Below are 18,693 nucleotides of genomic sequence, written 5' to 3'. Positions count from 1 at the left end.
AGCGCAACACGCAACCACTGTGGGAGGAGCGGTGCCCCTCCCACATCCAGCCTGCATTCATCCAGTGAGTGCGGGTTACGGTTTGACCAGTCGCGCATCCAGGCTGTTTTGCGCCAGGCGTTTGGCCTGGTCTTGGGTCATGCCCAGGGAGGTGTACAGCGCGTGGAAGTTCTCGGTGACATAGCCGCCGAAGTACGCCGGGTCGTCCGAGTTCACCGTCACCTTCACGCCACGTTCGAGCATCTCGAGGATGTTGTGCTGGGCCATGTCGTCGAACACGCAGAGCTTGGTGTTGGACAGTGGGCATACGGTCAGCGGGATCTGCTCGTCGATGATGCGCTGCATCAGGCGTTCGTCTTCGATGGCGCGCACGCCATGGTCGATGCGCTGGATTTTCAGCAAGTCGATGGCTTCCCAGATGTACTCCGGCGGGCCTTCTTCGCCGGCGTGGGCCACCGTGAGGAAGCCTTCGTGGCGAGCGCGGTCGAACACGCGCTGGAACTTGCTCGGCGGGTGGCCCATTTCCGAACTGTCCAGGCCGACGGCCACGAACGCATCGCGGAACGGCAGGGCCTGGTCGAGGGTTTTCTCGGCTTCGGCTTCGCTCAAGTGGCGCAGGAAGCTGAGGATCAAACCACTGGTGATGCCCAATTGTTGCTCGCCATCTTTAAGCGCCGCGGCGATGCCGTTGAGCACCACTTCGAACGGCACACCACGGTCGGTGTGGGTCTGCGGGTCGAAGAAAGGTTCGGTGTGAATCACGTTCTGCGCCTTGCAACGCAGCAGGTAGGCCCAGGTCAGGTCGTAGAAATCCTGGGACGTGCGCAACACGTCGGCGCCCTTGTAATACAGGTCGAGAAACTCTTGCAGGTTGTTGAAGGCATAGGCCTTTCGCAGGGTTTCGACGTCGTTCCACGGCAGCGCAATCTTGTTGCGTTCGGCCAGGGCGAACAGCAACTCCGGCTCCAGCGAGCCTTCCAGGTGCAGGTGCAATTCAGCCTTGGGCAGGGCGTTGAGCCAATCGTACATTTCTAAAATCTCATCAGGTGCAATGGCGGCATTCTACAGGCCATGGCTGAAATAATCGGCAAAACCTGACCAGCAGGAGAGTATTGGTTTGATTCACGCAAGGGCGACGTGAACTAAGGTGTAACGAAACGTTAGCGGCTTGGCGCAGTCTGTACCCCATCAATGACTGATCTGCCGCACTAAAAGGCCCGGAATGCTCACATCCCTCAAGCAAGAAAAATTCATGCTGCTGGCGCTGATTGCCGCCATCGCCGCCTATCCGCTGGAGCACTGGATGCTCCACAGCGGGCAAATGGTCGCGCTGCTGGCCGGCCTGGTGCTGATCGGCTTTATCGTGGTCGCCTCCATGCGCGTTGCCCACCATGCCGAGCAACTGGCGGAAAAGGTGGGCGACCCCTACGGCACCATGATCCTGACCCTGGCCGCCGTGCTGGTGGAAGTGGTGATCCTGGCGATCATGATGAGTAACGAACCGTCCCCCACGCTGGTGCGCGACACCATCTATTCGGCGGTGATGCTCGACATCAACGGCATCCTCGGCCTGGCCGCGCTGATGGGCGGGATCAAGCACGGCGAACAATCCTACAACGATGATTCGGCGCGGACCTACAGCGTGATGATCCTCACTGCCATGGGCGTGTCGATGGTGGTGCCGGAGTTTATCCCTGAGGCGGACTGGAAAATTTACTCTGCATTCACCATCGGCGCGATGGTGGTGCTGTACACCTTGTTCCTGCGCATGCAGGTGGGCCCGCACAGTTACTTCTTCAGCTACAGCTACCCGGAAAAGCGTCGCAAGCAATTGCCGGAGGAAGAGGCGCCGCCGGTGAACCTGGCGTTCTCCATCGGCACCCTGGTGTTTGGCGTGATTGTGATCGGTGCGCTGGCCGAGGTGATGTCCAAGACGCTCGACCTCGGCCTGGAAGGCACGGGCGCTCCGCCGGTGGTCACGGCGATCGTGGTCGCCGCTATCTCGGCGGCACCGGAAATTCTGACGGCGTTGCGGGCCGCGTTGGCCAACCGCATGCAGTCGGTGGTGAATATTGCGCTGGGGGCATCGTTGTCGACGGTGATCCTGACGGTGCCCGTGATGGAGGCCATGGCGCTCTACACCGGGCAGCCGTTCCAGATGGCGATGACGCCGGTGCAAACGGTGATGGTGCTGATCACGCTGATCGTCAGCGCGATCAACCTCAACGATGGCGAAACCAACGCCATCGAAGGGATGACCCATTTTGTGTTGTTTGCGACGTTTATCATGTTGTCGATGTTGGGCTTGTAAGCACCGCGCAATCCAATGTGGGAGGGAGCAAGCTCCCTCCCACATTCTGACCCGTGTTTGACTTAGGTTCCGGCGATTAGCCGCCGCGCCGCCTGGCTGTGATCGGCGATCAAGCCTTTCAGGTCCAGGCCTTCGACCTGTCCGTCGATCACCCGCCATTTGCCGGCGATCATTACCCGGTCCGCGCGGTCGGCGCCGCACAACAGCAGCGCTGAAATCGGATCGTGGCTGCCGGAGAAGCGCAGCTCATCCAGTTTGAACAGCGCGAGGTCGGCCTGTTTGCCCACGGCCAATTCACCGATGTCCGTACGGCCCAGCAGGTGTGCCGACCCTTTGGTCGCCCAGCCCAGCACGCCCTCGGGTGTGATTTTTTGCGCGCCGTATCGCAGGCGCTGGATGTACAGCGCCTGGCGAGTTTCGAGGATCATGTTCGAGGCATCGTTGGAGGCCGAGCCGTCCACGCCCAGGCCGATGGGCACGCCGGCCGCGAGCAGGTCGAGGGTCGGGCAAATACCGGAAGCCAGGCGCATGTTCGAACTTGGGCAGTGGCAGACCCCGGTGCCGGCGGCACCCAGGCGCGCGATTTCGTCCGGGTTGAAATGAATGCCATGTGCCAGCCACGTGCGCGGCCCGAGCCAGCCGACGCTGTCGAGGTAATCCACGGTGCGCAGGCCGAAGCGCTGCAGGCAGAAATCTTCCTCGTCGAGGGTTTCCGCCAGGTGAGTGTGCAGGCGTACATCGAGGCTCTCGGCCAGTTCGGCGCTGGCGCGCATGATTTCCGGGGTGACGGAAAACGGTGAGCAGGGCGCGAGGGCGATCTGGATCTGCGTGCCATCGCCGCGTTCGTGGTACTGGCGGATCAGGCGTTGGCTGTCGTCCAGGATGACAGAGCCTTCTTGCACCGTCTGTTGCGGCGGCAGGCCACCGTCGGCTTCGCCCAGGCTCATGGAACCGCGGGTGAGCATGGCGCGCATACCCAGTTCGCGCACCGTTTCGACTTGCACGTCGATGGCATTTTCCAGGCCGTCGGGGAACAGGTAGTGGTGGTCAGCTGCCGTGGTGCAGCCTGAAAGCAGTAACTCCGCCAGCGCAACTTTGGACGCGAGGGCGAGCTTTTCCGGGGTCAGTCGCGCCCATACCGGATACAAGGTCTTCAGCCATGGAAACAGCGGCTGGTTGACCACCGGCGCCCAGGCACGGGTCAGGGTTTGATAGAAGTGATGATGGGTGTTGATCAACCCTGGAAGAACCACATGCTCGCGGGCATCGAATACTTGTGCACAGGGCTGCGCAGGTGCTTGCCCTATGCCCAGCACTTCGGTGATCACACCGTCTTGCAGCACCAGGCCGCCACGGGCATCGAGGCCATTGGCAGTGAAAATCGCGCGGGGGTTTTTTAACCAGGTACGGGTCGCAGGCATTGGCCGGCTCCTCTGAATGATGGGTTCAGGTTTGCCAGCTCAGTGTTGCCCTGTCTGCTGATCCAGGGTCGCCGGGGAGGGCGAGATGGGTAGATTACGTGTAGTTCTGGATCTGGTCTAGCTGTAGGAAAGCGCGGCTTTCGAGTTCATCGCGAGCCAGCGCGCTCCCACCTTTGATCGCGGCTTACCAAGGAATGGTGTGGCCCCGGTAGTCCACAAAGTGATGGCCGCCTTTGCCGGTGTAGGCATTCACCTGATCGACCAGGCCACGTACGCTGGTGGCGACATCGATGTGCGCGTTTTCGCCGCCCATGTCGGTTTTTACCCAGCCTGGGTGCAGGGACAGCACGGTCAATTTTTGATCGCCGAGTTGGGTGATAAAGCTGTTGGTCATCGAGTTGAGTGCGGCCTTGCTGGCTTTGTACAACGCCAGGTCCGAACCATCGGGAATGGTGACGCTGCCCAGCACCGAACTCATGAAGGCCAGCACGCCACTGTCCTTGCGGATCTGTCCGACAAAGCGCTGGGCCAGGTTGATCGGCGCCACGGCGTTGGTGAAAAACAGCTGGCCGACTTCCGCCAGGGTGGCGTGGCCGGGCTCTTGGTTGGCGGGGCCCTTGACGCCGGCGTTGACGAACAGCAGGTCGAAGGTGCGGTCCTTGAGGCGCTGGCTCAGGGCAATCACGGCTTGCTGATCGTCCATGTCGAGTTTCTCGATCTGAACCGGGCCAACGGCTTTCAGTGCATCGGCCTTGTTCGGGTCACGCACGGTGGCGGTCACGTCCCAGCCGTCTTGGAGCAGTTGCTGGACCAGGCCAAGACCCAGCCCGCGAGAGGCGCCGATGATCAGTGCGGTTTTTGGCGTAGACATGAAGAGCTTCCTTTTCAGACGCGATTCAGGGAATTCAGCGCACCACCTTACCGCAGGCGTCGAAAAAAAGGAGCGGGCCTTGCTGATCAAAAAACGTACAGTTTGCGCCGAGCATTGCACGGCGTGCGACCTGTGTACTCTTGCACGGGTTATCCACAGCTTGCTCCACAGTTATTGTGCGCAAGCCACGGCTGTGGATATAAGCGCTGCGCTCCTTTGTTCTAAAGGCCATAAGCAGCCTAACTGACTGTTTTGGAGTGAGATTGGCTTGGGGACCGGCTAGCTTGAACAAAAACTGATCAATGCCCGCAAACCCTTGTGACAGAGGGGTTACAGACGAATGTGCTCAGCTTATCCACAGGCAGGTGCACAGTAGATGTGGGCAGTTTCAGCGTTGCAGCAGGATGCGCCCACGGCTTAAGTCGGCGAGCTGGATTTGCAGGGTCTCGATCTGCAGTTCGCCCAGGGCCAGTTGCAATTCCACGCCATTGGCGGTGAAGGTTTCCTCCACGACCAAGCCGCCGAGTTCGGCGACGCGCAGCTTGACCAGGTTCAGTTCGGAGAATCCGCAGGCGCAACTGAGCGGTACCCGGCTGATCAATTCAATACGTTCGGCCGTTTGCAGGCATTTATTCGCGCCGCCGCCGTAGGCACGGGCCAATCCACCAGTGCCCAACTGGATGCCGCCATACCAACGAATCACCAGCACCACGACCTGATCAAAACCTTGGGCTTCAATCGCCGCCAGGATCGGCCGGCCCGCCGTACCGCCGGGTTCGCCGTCGTCGTTGCTGCGGTACTGATCGGCCAGCTTCCAGGCCCAGCAGTTGTGTGTGGCGTTCAGGTCGCTGTGCTGCTCGATAAACCCTTGGGCTTCTTGTGGGCTGGTGATCGGTGCTGCGAGTGTGATGAAGCGGCTTTTGCGTATTTCTTCACGAAATTCGCAAAGGCCGGTAAGCGTGAAAGGCATAAGTTTCGTCGTCTAGAAGGCAGGCTTGATGCCACAGCCTTTGAGAATGATGTGGATCAGGTTGGTGCCGGCGTCTTCCATATCCTGCTTGGTCAGTTTGGTGCGACCGGTGACGCGGCAGATCTGGGTGGCGAAGTCGGCGTAGTGCTGGGTGCTGCCCCACAGCAGGAAGATCAGGTGCACGGGGTCGATGGGGTCCATCTTGCCGGCGTCGATCCAGGCCTGGAATACCGCGGCCCGGCCGCTGAACCAGGCGCGGTAGTCCTGGCTGAAATATTCGGTCAGGCATTCGCCGCCGCTGATGATCTCCATGGCGAAGATGCGTGAGGCCTGCGGCTGGCGCCGCGAGAATTCCATCTTGGTGCGGATGTAGCGCGTGAGTGCCACCGCAGGGTCGTCCTCGGCGGTCAGCGCGTTGAAGGTGCTGTCCCACAGTTCGAGGATATTGCTGAGCACCGCGATATACAGGCCCAGCTTGTTGGTGAAGTAGTAGTGCAAGTTGGCTTTCGGCAACCCGGCACTGGCAGCAATGGTGTTCATGCTGGTGCCCTTGTAGCCATGGCGCGCGAATTCATCTTCAGCCGCTTGAAGAATCGCTTGTTCGTTCTTTTGCCGAATACGGCTGGCGGGCTTCCCGGCGGGGTTGCTGTGGGCAGGAACTTCGAGGCTCATGGAGGTTTCCGTGCTGATCGATAGAGACGACGTGTGCACAGATAACCCACCCTCAAGCCTCAGACAAGTCCTGATGCAATAAAAGCGTCAAAGCGGTTCCAGAGTGTCGCTTTCTGGCCCGTGGTTTGCGGCAGCGGTGCCCGCCTTGGCTTCCGGCAGCAGCAGGCACAACACGATGGCCGTCAGCCCGCCGCTGGTGATGGCCGAGTCGAACAGGTTTTGCACCAGGGTTGGCATCAAGTGCAGCAGGTTGGGTTGGGCGGCAATGCCCAGGCCCACGCCAAAGGAGGTGGCGATGATCAGCATGCTGCGTCGGTCCAGCGGTGCCTGCGCCAGGATGCGCACGCCGGCCGCTGCCACGCTGCCAAACATCACCAGGGTTGCACCACCCAATACCGGCTTGGGGATCTGCTGCAGTACCGCGCCGATCAGCGGAAACAGGCCGAGGCAAAACAACACGACACCGATGTATAAGCCAACGTAACGGCTGGCGACGCCGGTGAGTTGGATCACGCCATTGTTCTGGGCGAAGGTCGTGTTGGGGAACGCACTGAACGTCGCGGCGATCATGCAACTGACGCCGTCCCCCAGCACGCCACCTTTGAGCCGGCCTATATAGGAAGGCCCGCTGATGGGCTGGCGGGCGATCATGCAATTGGCGGTAAGGTCGCCCACGGTTTCGATGCTGCTGATCAGATAAATCAGCGCGATCGGCAGGAAGGCGCTCCAGTCGAAGTTGAAACCGAAACGGAACGGCATCGGCACGCTGATCAAGGGCAGGTCGGGCAGGGCTTGGGGCACCAGCTTGCCGCTGAACCAGGCGGCTATGCTGCCAAGGGCCAGGCCGATGATGATCGCCGAGAGGCGCACCCATGGGGTATTCGAGCGGTTGAGCAGGATAATGGTCAATACCACGAACAGGCCCAGCGCCAGGTTGGTGGGCGCGCCGAAATCGGGGGCGTTGAAGCCGCCGCCCAGGTCGGTGATCCCAACCTTGATCAGGCTGATGCCGATCAGGGTGATGACAATCCCGGTGACCAGCGGCGTGATTACTCGACGCAATTGACCGATAAATCGGCTCAGTACGATCTGGACGGCTGCGCCGAAAAAGCACACACCGAAGATCATCGCCATGATGTCTTCCGGGCTACCGCCGCGTTGCTTCACGAGGAACCCGGCCGACAACACCGCGCCCAGAAACGCAAAGCTGGTGCCTTGCAGGCAGATCATGCCGGCGCCGATGCCAAATGGCCTGCGTGCCTGGATGAATGTGCCGACACCGGACACCATCAGCGCCATGCTGATCAGGTAGGGCAGGTGGGCGGTGAGGCCCAGGGTGGAGCCGATGATCAGCGGCGGAGTGATGATACCGACGAAGGCCGCCAGTACATGTTGCAGGGCGGCCAATATCGCCGCTAAGGGTTTTGGGCGGTCATTGAGGCCGTAGATCAGGTCACTGGGGCTGGAAGATTCTGGTGGCATGGCGGGCAAACTCGAGGCGGACGGTTCTAGGTCCCAGTGCCCTTGCAAAAAGCTGTCCAGTTGCTCAGCTTTTTGTGTGGAGCCCGAATTACCGTGTTGCCGCCAGACTTTCCAGGAAGCTTTCCAGCACCAAATGGGGGCGACGGCCTTTGCGCGTGACCGAAGCCAGGCTCAAATCGTAAAAGCGTGTAGCCGATTTCAGCGCGCGCAGTCGGCCTTGTTGCACCCAGAGGCTGGCGTAGTGGTCGGGCAGGTAGCCGATATAGCGGCCGGTCAGGATCAGGAACGCCATGCCTTCGCGGTCCGAAGCGCTGGCAGTGCAATTGAGTGCCTGGTAGTGGGCCTGGATCTCGGCGGGCAGGCGAAAGGTGGGGGCGATGGCGTCCTGGGTGTTGATACGTTCGTCGTCCAGTTGCTTGTCGTCGGCATAAAACAGGGGATGGCCAACCGCGCAGTAGAGCAGTGAGCGTTCGCTGTACAGCGGTTGGTATTCCAGGCCGGACAATGCACTGGCCTGGGGCACCACACCGACATGCAGGCGCCCGTCGAGTACGCCTTGTTCCACTTCATTGGGCGCGATCATGCGGATCTGGATTTGCACGTCCGGACCGCGCTCCTTCAACTGCGCCAGGGCGTGAGTGATGCGCATGTGGGGCAGGGTGACCAGGTTGTCGGTGAGGCCAATGATCAACTCGCCGCGCAAATGCTGGTGCAGGCCGTTGACCTCGGTGCGAAAGCTTTCCAGGGCACTTAACAGTTGCAGGGCCGATTGGTAGACCTCGCGGCCTTCTTCGGTCAGGGAGAAACCGGCGCGCCCGCGTTGGCACAGCCTTAACCCGAGGCGTTGCTCCAGGTCGCTCATTTGCTGGCTGATGGCCGAGCGCCCGATGCCCAGCACGGTTTCCGCCGCCGAGAAGCCACCGCATTCCACCACGCTGCGGAAGATACGCAGCAGGCGAATATCGAAGTCACTGACTTGAGCCAGGGGATCGGGTCGGCGACTGCTCATAGTTTAGTGAATCCCTGACTGAAGGTTAGAAGAGTTGAATTTCACCGACTTTATCCCCGTGGCAATTTAGCTGCAACAACGCTTTTTCAATCCCGACGCTGCCTGTTGCCCTGCGAGGTTTTGCTGATGAACATGCCCGAAAACGCCCCATCGTCCCTGGCCAGCCAACTGAAGTTGGACGCGCACTGGATGCCTTACACCGCCAACCGTAACTTCCAGCGCGACCCGCGCCTGATCGTGGCCGCCGAAGGCAGCTGGTTGACCGATGACAAGGGGCGCAAGGTTTACGATTCGTTGTCGGGGCTGTGGACCTGCGGCGCCGGGCATACGCGCAAGGAGATCCAGGAAGCCGTCGCCAAGCAACTGGGTACCCTGGATTACTCGCCGGGCTTTCAATACGGTCATCCGTTGTCCTTCCAATTGGCGGAAAAGATCACCGACCTGACCCCAGGCAACCTGAACCATGTGTTCTTCACTGACTCCGGCTCCGAGTGCGCCGACACGGCGGTGAAAATGGTGCGTGCCTATTGGCGCCTGAAAGGCCAGGCGACCAAGACCAAGATGATTGGGCGTGCCCGTGGTTATCACGGTGTGAACATCGCCGGTACCAGCCTGGGCGGCGTCAACGGCAACCGTAAGCTGTTTGGCCAGGCGATGATGGATGTCGACCATCTGCCTCACACCTTGCTGGCCAGCAATGCCTTTTCCCGCGGCATGCCGGAGCAGGGCGGTATCGCCTTGGCCGATGAGCTGCTCAAGCTGATCGAATTGCATGACGCGTCGAACATCGCGGCAGTGTTTGTCGAGCCAATGGCCGGTTCCGCTGGCGTGCTGGTGCCGCCACAGGGTTATCTCAAGCGCCTGCGTGAAATCTGCGACCAGCACAACATCCTGTTGGTATTCGATGAAGTGATCACCGGTTTTGGCCGTACCGGCTCGATGTTCGGCGCGGACAGCTTCGGCGTGACCCCGGACTTGATGTGCATCGCCAAGCAAGTCACCAACGGCGCGATCCCGATGGGCGCAGTGATTGCCAGCAGCGAGATCTACCAGACCTTCATGAACCAGGCGACGCCGGAGTACGCAGTGGAGTTCCCCCACGGCTACACCTATTCGGCGCACCCGGTGGCCTGTGCCGCTGGCTTGGCGGCACTGGATCTACTGCAGAAGGAAAACCTGGTGCAGAGCGTGGCCGAAGTCGCGCCACACTTTGAGAATGCGCTGCACGGCTTGAAGGGCAGCAAGAACGTAATCGACATTCGTAACTACGGCCTGGCCGGTGCGATCCAGATTGCCCCGCGTGATGGTGATGCGATCGTGCGTCCCTTCGAGGCCGGCATGGCTTTGTGGAAAGCCGGCTTCTACGTGCGCTTTGGTGGGGACACCCTGCAGTTTGGGCCAACCTTCAACAGCAAGCCGCAGGACCTGGATCGTCTGTTTGATGCGGTCGGCGAAGTGCTGAACAAGATCGACTGATTTCTCCTTCTATATAGAACAACTTTTCAGGAGCCCTGCATGAGCCTTATCCAGCATTTGATCAATGGCCAGTTGGTCAGCGAGACCGGTCGCACTGCCGATGTGTACAACCCGTCCACTGGCCAGGTGATTCACCAGGTGCCGTTGGCCAGCCGCGAGACTATTCAGAGCGCAATCGATTCGGCCAAGGCAGCATTTCCGGCCTGGAGGAATACGCCAGCGGCCAAGCGTGCCCAGGTGATGTTTCGTTTCAAGCAATTGCTGGAGCAGAACGAAGCACGTATCTCGCAGTTGATCAGCGAAGAGCATGGCAAGACGCTGGAAGACGCCGCCGGTGAGTTGAAGCGTGGGATCGAGAACGTGGAGTACGCGTGCTCGGCGCCGGAGATTCTCAAGGGCGAGTACAGCCGCAATGTCGGGCCGAACATTGATGCCTGGTCGGATTTCCAGCCGTTGGGCGTGGTGGCAGGCATTACACCGTTCAACTTCCCGGCGATGGTGCCACTGTGGATGTATCCGCTGGCGATCGTTTGCGGCAACTGCTTCATCCTCAAGCCGTCGGAGCGTGATCCAAGCTCGACGTTGCTGATCGCGCAACTGTTGCAGGAGGCTGGCCTGCCTAAAGGTGTGCTGAGCGTGGTGCACGGTGACAAGGGCGCGGTGGATGCGTTGATCGAGGCGCCGGAAGTCAAGGCGCTGAGCTTCGTCGGCTCGACACCGATTGCCGAGTACATCTATGCCGAAGCGACCAAACGTGGCAAACGCGTGCAGGCACTGGGCGGGGCGAAGAACCATGCGGTGCTGATGCCGGATGCGGACCTGGATAATGCGGTCAGTGCCTTGATGGGGGCGGCCTATGGTTCGTGCGGTGAACGTTGCATGGCGATCTCGGTGGCCGTGTGCGTGGGTGACCAGGTGGCGGATGCATTGATCGCCAAGCTGGTGCCGCAGGTCAAGGCGCTGAAGATCGGTGCGGGCACCTCCTGCGGGCTGGATATGGGGCCGCTGGTGACAGGGCAGGCGCGGGATAAGGTCAGTGGCTATATAGAAGACGGTGTGGCTGCGGGCGCTGAACTGGTAGTTGATGGTCGTGGCTTGAGTGTTGCCGGGCATGAAGAGGGGTTCTTCCTGGGCGGCAGTTTGTTCGATCGCGTGACGCCCGAGATGCGTATCTATAAAGAAGAGATCTTCGGGCCGGTGCTGTGCGTGGTTCGGGTGAATAGCCTGGAAGCTGCGATGCAGCTGATTAACGATCACGAGTACGGCAACGGTACCTGCATCTTCACCCGTGATGGGGAGGCGGCGCGTCTGTTCTGTGACGAGATTGAAGTGGGGATGGTCGGCGTGAACGTGCCACTGCCGGTGCCGGTGGCGTATCACAGCTTTGGTGGTTGGAAGCGTTCGCTGTTCGGTGACTTGCATGCTTATGGTCCGGATGGGGTGCGTTTCTACACACGTCGCAAGGCGATTACCCAGCGTTGGCCGCAACGGGCCAGTCATGAAGCGTCGCAGTTTGCGTTTCCTAGCTTGTAATAAGCGTTGAAAGCCGGCCCCTTGGGGCCGGCTTTTGTGTATTTGAGGCTTTTTTGATCGATATGACAGAAATATGAAAATAGGTGGGTACTGAGTCGTGGCCAGCTGGCCTCGCTTCAGCAAATTGGGTATGTGATAGCTTTCGGTGTTTTGTGAACTTCGAACTTTCGGTTCGTTTCGTCTTCACACACCGCAATCTGGTGCCTTTTCAGGTCAGCAAATTGCTTGGGTGTTATATGGTCAAGCCTCACGGGCAATTAGTATTGGTTAGCTCAACGCCTCACAGCGCTTACACACCCAACCTATCAACGTCGTAGTCTTCGACGGCCCTTCAGGGGACTCAAGGTCCCAGTGAGATCTCATCTTGAGGCTAGTTTCCCGCTTAGATGCTTTCAGCGGTTATCTATTCCGAACATAGCTACCCGGCAATGCCACTGGCGTGACAACCGGAACACCAGAGGTTCGTCCACTCCGGTCCTCTCGTACTAGGAGCAGCCCCTCTCAAATCTCAAACGTCCACGGCAGATAGGGACCGAACTGTCTCACGACGTTCTAAACCCAGCTCGCGTACCACTTTAAATGGCGAACAGCCATACCCTTGGGACCGGCTTCAGCCCCAGGATGTGATGAGCCGACATCGAGGTGCCAAACACCGCCGTCGATATGAACTCTTGGGCGGTATCAGCCTGTTATCCCCGGAGTACCTTTTATCCGTTGAGCGATGGCCCTTCCATACAGAACCACCGGATCACTAAGACCTACTTTCGTACCTGCTCGACGTGTCTGTCTCGCAGTCAAGCGCGCTTTTGCCTTTATACTCTACGACCGATTTCCGACCGGTCTGAGCGCACCTTCGTACTCCTCCGTTACTCTTTAGGAGGAGACCGCCCCAGTCAAACTACCCACCATACACTGTCCTCGATCCGGATAACGGACCTGAGTTAGAACCTCAAAGTTGCCAGGGTGGTATTTCAAGGTTGGCTCCACGCGAACTGGCGTCCACGCTTCAAAGCCTCCCACCTATCCTACACAAGCAAATTCAAAGTCCAGTGCAAAGCTATAGTAAAGGTTCACGGGGTCTTTCCGTCTAGCCGCGGATACACTGCATCTTCACAGCGATTTCAATTTCACTGAGTCTCGGGTGGAGACAGCGCCGCCATCGTTACGCCATTCGTGCAGGTCGGAACTTACCCGACAAGGAATTTCGCTACCTTAGGACCGTTATAGTTACGGCCGCCGTTTACCGGGGCTTCGATCAAGAGCTTCGCGTTAGCTAACCCCATCAATTAACCTTCCGGCACCGGGCAGGCGTCACACCCTATACGTCCACTTTCGTGTTTGCAGAGTGCTGTGTTTTTAATAAACAGTCGCAGCGGCCTGGTATCTTCGACCGGCATGGGCTTACGGAGCAAGTCCTTCACCCTCACCGGCGCACCTTCTCCCGAAGTTACGGTGCCATTTTGCCTAGTTCCTTCACCCGAGTTCTCTCAAGCGCCTTGGTATTCTCTACCCAACCACCTGTGTCGGTTTGGGGTACGGTTCCTGGTTACCTGAAGCTTAGAAGCTTTTCTTGGAAGCATGGCATCAACCACTTCGTCATCTAAAAGACAACTCGTCATCAGCTCTCGGCCTTAAGATCCCGGATTTACCTAAGATCTCAGCCTACCACCTTAAACTTGGACAACCAACGCCAAGCTGGCCTAGCCTTCTCCGTCCCTCCATCGCAATAACCAGAAGTACAGGAATATTAACCTGTTTTCCATCGACTACGCTTTTCAGCCTCGCCTTAGGGACCGACTAACCCTGCGTCGATTAACGTTGCGCAGGAAACCTTGGTCTTTCGGCGTGGGTGTTTTTCACACCCATTGTCGTTACTCATGTCAGCATTCGCACTTCTGATACCTCCAGCAAGCTTCTCAACTCACCTTCACAGGCTTACAGAACGCTCCTCTACCGCATCACTTACGTGATACCCGTAGCTTCGGTGTATGGTTTGAGCCCCGTTACATCTTCCGCGCAGGCCGACTCGACTAGTGAGCTATTACGCTTTCTTTAAAGGGTGGCTGCTTCTAAGCCAACCTCCTAGCTGTCTAAGCCTTCCCACATCGTTTCCCACTTAACCATAACTTTGGGACCTTAGCTGACGGTCTGGGTTGTTTCCCTTTTCACGACGGACGTTAGCACCCGCCGTGTGTCTCCCATGCTCGGCACTTGTAGGTATTCGGAGTTTGCATCGGTTTGGTAAGTCGGGATGACCCCCTAGCCGAAACAGTGCTCTACCCCCTACAGTGATACATGAGGCGCTACCTAAATAGCTTTCGAGGAGAACCAGCTATCTCCGAGCTTGATTAGCCTTTCACTCCGATCCACAGGTCATCCGCTAACTTTTCAACGGTAGTCGGTTCGGTCCTCCAGTTAGTGTTACCCAACCTTCAACCTGCCCATGGATAGATCGCCCGGTTTCGGGTCTATTCCCAGCGACTAGACGCCCTATTAAGACTCGCTTTCGCTACGCCTCCCCTATTCGGTTAAGCTCGCCACTGAAAATAAGTCGCTGACCCATTATACAAAAGGTACGCAGTCACCCAACAAAGTGGGCTCCCACTGCTTGTACGCATACGGTTTCAGGATCTATTTCACTCCCCTCTCCGGGGTTCTTTTCGCCTTTCCCTCACGGTACTAGTTCACTATCGGTCAGTCAGTAGTATTTAGCCTTGGAGGATGGTCCCCCCATATTCAGACAAAGTTTCTCGTGCTCCGTCCTACTCGATTTCATGACTAAGAGATTTTCGCGTACAGGGCTATCACCCACTATGGCCGCACTTTCCAGAGCGTTCCGCTAATCTCAAAGCCACTTAAGGGCTAGTCCCCGTTCGCTCGCCACTACTAAGGGAATCTCGGTTGATTTCTTTTCCTCAGGGTACTTAGATGTTTCAGTTCCCCTGGTTCGCCCCTTACACCTATGTATTCAGTGTAAGGTAACCATCTTATGATGGCTGGGTTCCCCCATTCAGACATCTCCGGATCAAAGTCTGTTTGCCGACTCCCCGAAGCTTTTCGCAGGCTACCACGTCTTTCATCGCCTCTGACTGCCAAGGCATCCACCGTATGCGCTTCTTCACTTGACCATATAACCCCAAGCAATCTGGTTATACTGTGAAGACGACATTCGCCGAAAATTCGAATTTCTCAACTAAGAGAACTCACAAATTTTACCTTAGCCTGATCCGTTACCAGTGAAAGTAACGTTCAGTCTATCTTTCTATCACATACCCAAATTTTTAAAGAACGATCTAATCAAAGACTAGAAATCAACATTCACCATCGCAGTGATGGAATGCTCATTTCTAAGCTTTCAACGTCTAGAAGCAGTAGTGGTGGAGCCAAACGGGATCGAACCGTTGACCTCCTGCGTGCAAGGCAGGCGCTCTCCCAGCTGAGCTATGGCCCCGTATTTCTACAGGCGTTTCCCACACAAAATTGGTGGGTCTGGGCAGATTCGAACTGCCGACCTCACCCTTATCAGGGGTGCGCTCTAACCAACTGAGCTACAGACCCAATTTCGGGCTGCTTCTTTATCGTCTTCTTCAATGAATCAAGCAATTCGTGTGGGAACTTATGGAGCAGCTGATGTCGTCGATTAAGGAGGTGATCCAGCCGCAGGTTCCCCTACGGCTACCTTGTTACGACTTCACCCCAGTCATGAATCACACCGTGGTAACCGTCCCCCCGAAGGTTAGACTAGCTACTTCTGGTGCAACCCACTCCCATGGTGTGACGGGCGGTGTGTACAAGGCCCGGGAACGTATTCACCGCGACATTCTGATTCGCGATTACTAGCGATTCCGACTTCACGCAGTCGAGTTGCAGACTGCGATCCGGACTACGATCGGTTTTATGGGATTAGCTCCACCTCGCGGCTTGGCAACCCTCTGTACCGACCATTGTAGCACGTGTGTAGCCCAGGCCGTAAGGGCCATGATGACTTGACGTCATCCCCACCTTCCTCCGGTTTGTCACCGGCAGTCTCCTTAGAGTGCCCACCATAACGTGCTGGTAACTAAGGACAAGGGTTGCGCTCGTTACGGGACTTAACCCAACATCTCACGACACGAGCTGACGACAGCCATGCAGCACCTGTCTCAATGTTCCCGAAGGCACCAATCTATCTCTAGAAAGTTCATTGGATGTCAAGGCCTGGTAAGGTTCTTCGCGTTGCTTCGAATTAAACCACATGCTCCACCGCTTGTGCGGGCCCCCGTCAATTCATTTGAGTTTTAACCTTGCGGCCGTACTCCCCAGGCGGTCAACTTAATGCGTTAGCTGCGCCACTAAGAGCTCAAGGCTCCCAACGGCTAGTTGACATCGTTTACGGCGTGGACTACCAGGGTATCTAATCCTGTTTGCTCCCCACGCTTTCGCACCTCAGTGTCAGTATCAGTCCAGGTGGTCGCCTTCGCCACTGGTGTTCCTTCCTATATCTACGCATTTCACCGCTACACAGGAAATTCCACCACCCTCTACCATACTCTAGTCAGTCAGTTTTGAATGCAGTTCCCAGGTTGAGCCCGGGGATTTCACATCCAACTTAACTAACCACCTACGCGCGCTTTACGCCCAGTAATTCCGATTAACGCTTGCACCCTCTGTATTACCGCGGCTGCTGGCACAGAGTTAGCCGGTGCTTATTCTGTCGGTAACGTCAAAACAATCACGTATTAGGTAACTGCCCTTCCTCCCAACTTAAAGTGCTTTACAATCCGAAGACCTTCTTCACACACGCGGCATGGCTGGATCAGGCTTTCGCCCATTGTCCAATATTCCCCACTGCTGCCTCCCGTAGGAGTCTGGACCGTGTCTCAGTTCCAGTGTGACTGATCATCCTCTCAGACCAGTTACGGATCGTCGCCTTGGTGAGCCATTACCTCACCAACTAGCTAATCCGACCTAGGCTCATCTGATAGCGCAAGGCCCGAAGGTCCCCTGCTTTCTCCCGTAGGACGTATGCGGTATTAGCGTCCGTTTCCGAACGTTATCCCCCACTACCAGGCAGATTCCTAGGCATTACTCACCCGTCCGCCGCTCTCAAGAGAAGCAAGCTTCTCTCTACCGCTCGACTTGCATGTGTTAGGCCTGCCGCCAGCGTTCAATCTGAGCCATGATCAAACTCTTCAGTTCAAACATCTTTGGGTTTTTAAGAAACCCTAAACTTGGCTCAGCAATCGTTGGTTACATCTTTGATTTCTCGCGGAGTAACTTGTGATGCTGATAATCTTGTTGACTATCAGTCTGACTCCACAAGCACCCACACGAATTGCTTGATTCAGTTGTTAAAGAGCGGTTGGTTAAGATCTTTCGTCTCAACCGAGGCGCGCATTCTACAGCAGCCTCATTTGCTGTCAAGTGATTATTTTCAGAAGTTTTCAAAGTTTCCTTTGTAACTTCAACCACTTGCGCTTCCGATCTCTCGTTAGCGGGAGGCGAATTCTACAGCGTTACACGCTGCTGTCAACACCTCTTTTTCTCCGCTTTCGACCGAGAGGATCGAAACGTTAATAGAGCCAAACGACACTGCTCTACCAACTCCTTCTGGGCTTCGATGAACTGAAGCGGGTCGCTGTCGAATCTTGCGTAACTCTTTGTTTACCAAGGAGTTTTCCGTTTCGACTGCGCCGGAAGTGGGGCGAATTATAGACAGATATAAAACGCCGTCAACACTTAATTTCAGACTTATTCGGATTTAAGCGTAATACGCGCAAATGCCTTCTTCCCAGCCTGGCAAACATGGGTAGCACCCAGCTCATATATAAAGGTGCGATCAACCACCTCACCATCTATACGCACACCACCCGAACCCAGAAGGTCACGCGCAACCGCCGAGTTCTTCACCAGCCCCGCCTTATTAAGGACAGCCGCGATCGGCATCGCCTCTGCAGCTACCAACTCGATCTCCGGCAAATCATCCGGCAGCTCGCCATCTCTCATGCGATTGCCTGCCGCACGGTGAGCACTGGCAGCTGCCTCCTCACCATGGAAACGCGCAACGATCTCTTCGGCCAGCTTGATCTTCACGTCGCGCGGATTAGCACCCGCCTCGACCTCAGCACGCAGCGCGTTGATTTCATCCATAGAACGAAAGCTCAACAACTCGAAGTAACGCCACATCAGCGCATCCGGGATAGAAACCAGCTTGCCATACATCACGCCTGGCGCCTCCTGGATACCCACATAGTTACCCAGCGACTTGGACATCTTCTTGACGCCATCCAAGCCTTCCAGCAACGGCATGGTCAGAATGCATTGGGCTTCCTGCCCATATGCACGCTGCAACTCGCGCCCCATCAACAGATTGAACTTCTGATCGGTACCACCCAACTCAACGTCGGCACGCAAAGCCACCGAGTCATACCCTTGCACCAACGGGTAGAGGAACTCATGAATCGCGATAGGCTGGTTGGTGGAGTAGCGCTTGTCGAAGTCATCTCGCTCAAGCATGCGCGCCACGGTGTATTGGGACGTCAGGCGAATAAAGTCGGCCGGCCCCATCTGATCCATCCATGTGGAGTTAAAGGCCACCTCGGTCTTGGCAGGATCGAGAATCTTGAACACCTGGGTCTTGTAGGTCTCGGCATTATCGAGAACCTGCTCACGAGTCAGTGGCGGACGCGTTGCGCTCTTGCCACTCGGATCGCCGATCATCCCGGTGAAGTCACCTATAAGGAAGATGACCTGATGCCCCAGTTCCTGGAACTGACGCAGCTTGTTTATAAGCACGGTATGCCCAAGGTGCAGATCCGGCGCCGTCGGATCAAAGCCGGCCTTGATACGCAGGGGCTGGCCGCGCTTGAGCTTTTCGATCAGCTCAGACTCGACCAACAGTTCTTCCGCACCACGTTTTATCAGCGCTAGCTGCTCTTCAACCGACTTCATAACAGACCCGCAAGGCTC

At 57.3% G+C, this 18,693-nt stretch carries 11 protein-coding genes, 2 tRNA genes and 2 rRNA genes; 3 read left to right on the top strand and 12 right to left on the bottom strand.

All coding sequences use genetic code 11. The annotated features are described in order from the left end of the window. Positions 1–75: 75 nt before the first annotated feature. The gene (locus QU606_RS03385; RefSeq protein ID WP_024073201.1) at positions 76–1,029 is read right to left on the bottom strand and encodes an adenosine deaminase; all 954 of its coding nucleotides are present in this window, start codon (positions 1,027–1,029) and stop codon (positions 76–78) included. Between the two features lie 193 nt (positions 1,030–1,222). On the opposite strand from QU606_RS03385, the gene QU606_RS03380 reads away from it, so the two are divergent. Beyond that, positions 1,223–2,311 carry a calcium:proton antiporter gene (locus QU606_RS03380; protein ID WP_024073202.1) on the top strand — a complete coding sequence of 363 codons (1,089 nt, stop codon included), beginning with the start codon at positions 1,223–1,225 and terminating at the stop codon, positions 2,309–2,311. 62 nt (positions 2,312–2,373) lie between these two features. On the opposite strand, the gene QU606_RS03375 is transcribed toward QU606_RS03380, so the two are convergent. The 6 genes from QU606_RS03375 to QU606_RS03350 all read right to left on the bottom strand — a co-directional run bounded on the left by QU606_RS03375 (position 2,374) and on the right by QU606_RS03350 (position 8,736). Beyond that, positions 2,374–3,732, bottom strand: coding sequence for an 8-oxoguanine deaminase (locus QU606_RS03375; protein WP_168233593.1), 1,359 nt, complete (start codon positions 3,730–3,732; stop codon positions 2,374–2,376). A 184-nt stretch (positions 3,733–3,916) separates the two neighbouring features. Further along, entirely contained in the window at positions 3,917–4,603 is a 687-nt protein-coding gene (locus tag QU606_RS03370; RefSeq protein ID WP_024073204.1) for an SDR family oxidoreductase, read from the bottom strand. A 388-nt stretch (positions 4,604–4,991) separates the two neighbouring features. After that, on the bottom strand, positions 4,992–5,573 hold the full coding sequence (locus QU606_RS03365; protein ID WP_024073205.1) for a YigZ family protein: 582 nt from the start codon (positions 5,571–5,573) through the stop codon (positions 4,992–4,994). 12 nt (positions 5,574–5,585) lie between these two features. After that, positions 5,586–6,245 carry a TetR/AcrR family transcriptional regulator gene (locus tag QU606_RS03360; protein ID WP_024073206.1) on the bottom strand — a complete coding sequence of 220 codons (660 nt, stop codon included), beginning with the start codon at positions 6,243–6,245 and terminating at the stop codon, positions 5,586–5,588. An 87-nt stretch (positions 6,246–6,332) separates the two neighbouring features. Beyond that, positions 6,333–7,727 carry a uracil-xanthine permease family protein gene (locus tag QU606_RS03355; protein ID WP_024073207.1) on the bottom strand — a complete coding sequence of 465 codons (1,395 nt, stop codon included), beginning with the start codon at positions 7,725–7,727 and terminating at the stop codon, positions 6,333–6,335. Between the two features lie 88 nt (positions 7,728–7,815). Further along, on the bottom strand, positions 7,816–8,736 hold the full coding sequence (locus tag QU606_RS03350) for a LysR family transcriptional regulator (RefSeq protein ID WP_024073208.1): 921 nt from the start codon (positions 8,734–8,736) through the stop codon (positions 7,816–7,818). 126 nt (positions 8,737–8,862) lie between these two features. Here QU606_RS03350 and QU606_RS03345 point away from each other — a divergent pair, with 126 nt between their 5' ends. Further along, positions 8,863–10,212 carry an aspartate aminotransferase family protein gene (locus QU606_RS03345; RefSeq protein ID WP_003188272.1) on the top strand — a complete coding sequence of 450 codons (1,350 nt, stop codon included), beginning with the start codon at positions 8,863–8,865 and terminating at the stop codon, positions 10,210–10,212. Positions 10,213–10,251: 39 nt separating this feature from the next. Continuing rightward, positions 10,252–11,745, top strand: coding sequence for a CoA-acylating methylmalonate-semialdehyde dehydrogenase (locus QU606_RS03340; RefSeq protein WP_069075173.1), 1,494 nt, complete (start codon positions 10,252–10,254; stop codon positions 11,743–11,745). A 236-nt stretch (positions 11,746–11,981) separates the two neighbouring features. Here the strand turns inward: QU606_RS03340 and QU606_RS03335 are convergent. From QU606_RS03335 to tyrS, 5 genes are all read right to left on the bottom strand, one after another. Next, positions 11,982–14,873 (bottom strand): 23S ribosomal RNA (locus QU606_RS03335). A 247-nt stretch (positions 14,874–15,120) separates the two neighbouring features. After that, positions 15,121–15,196 (bottom strand) — tRNA-Ala (locus QU606_RS03330). 30 nt (positions 15,197–15,226) lie between these two features. After that, positions 15,227–15,303: transfer RNA gene (locus QU606_RS03325), tRNA-Ile, on the bottom strand. An 83-nt stretch (positions 15,304–15,386) separates the two neighbouring features. Continuing rightward, positions 15,387–16,923 (bottom strand): 16S ribosomal RNA (locus QU606_RS03320). Together the 16S and 23S rRNA genes with 2 tRNA genes alongside form the textbook arrangement of a ribosomal RNA operon. A 552-nt stretch (positions 16,924–17,475) precedes the next feature. After that, positions 17,476–18,675 (bottom strand): tyrosine--tRNA ligase, encoded by a 1,200-nt coding sequence (gene tyrS, locus QU606_RS03315; protein ID WP_024077686.1) that lies wholly within the window; start codon positions 18,673–18,675, stop codon positions 17,476–17,478. Between the last annotated feature and the right edge of the window lie 18 nt (positions 18,676–18,693).

The sequence above is a fragment of the Pseudomonas sp. OVF7 genome, assembly GCF_030644265.1.
Lineage (GTDB): Bacteria > Pseudomonadota > Gammaproteobacteria > Pseudomonadales > Pseudomonadaceae > Aquipseudomonas > Aquipseudomonas gorinensis.
The sequence above is the reverse complement of the archived record's forward strand: the minus strand, read 5'-3'. Positions and strand labels throughout refer to the sequence as shown.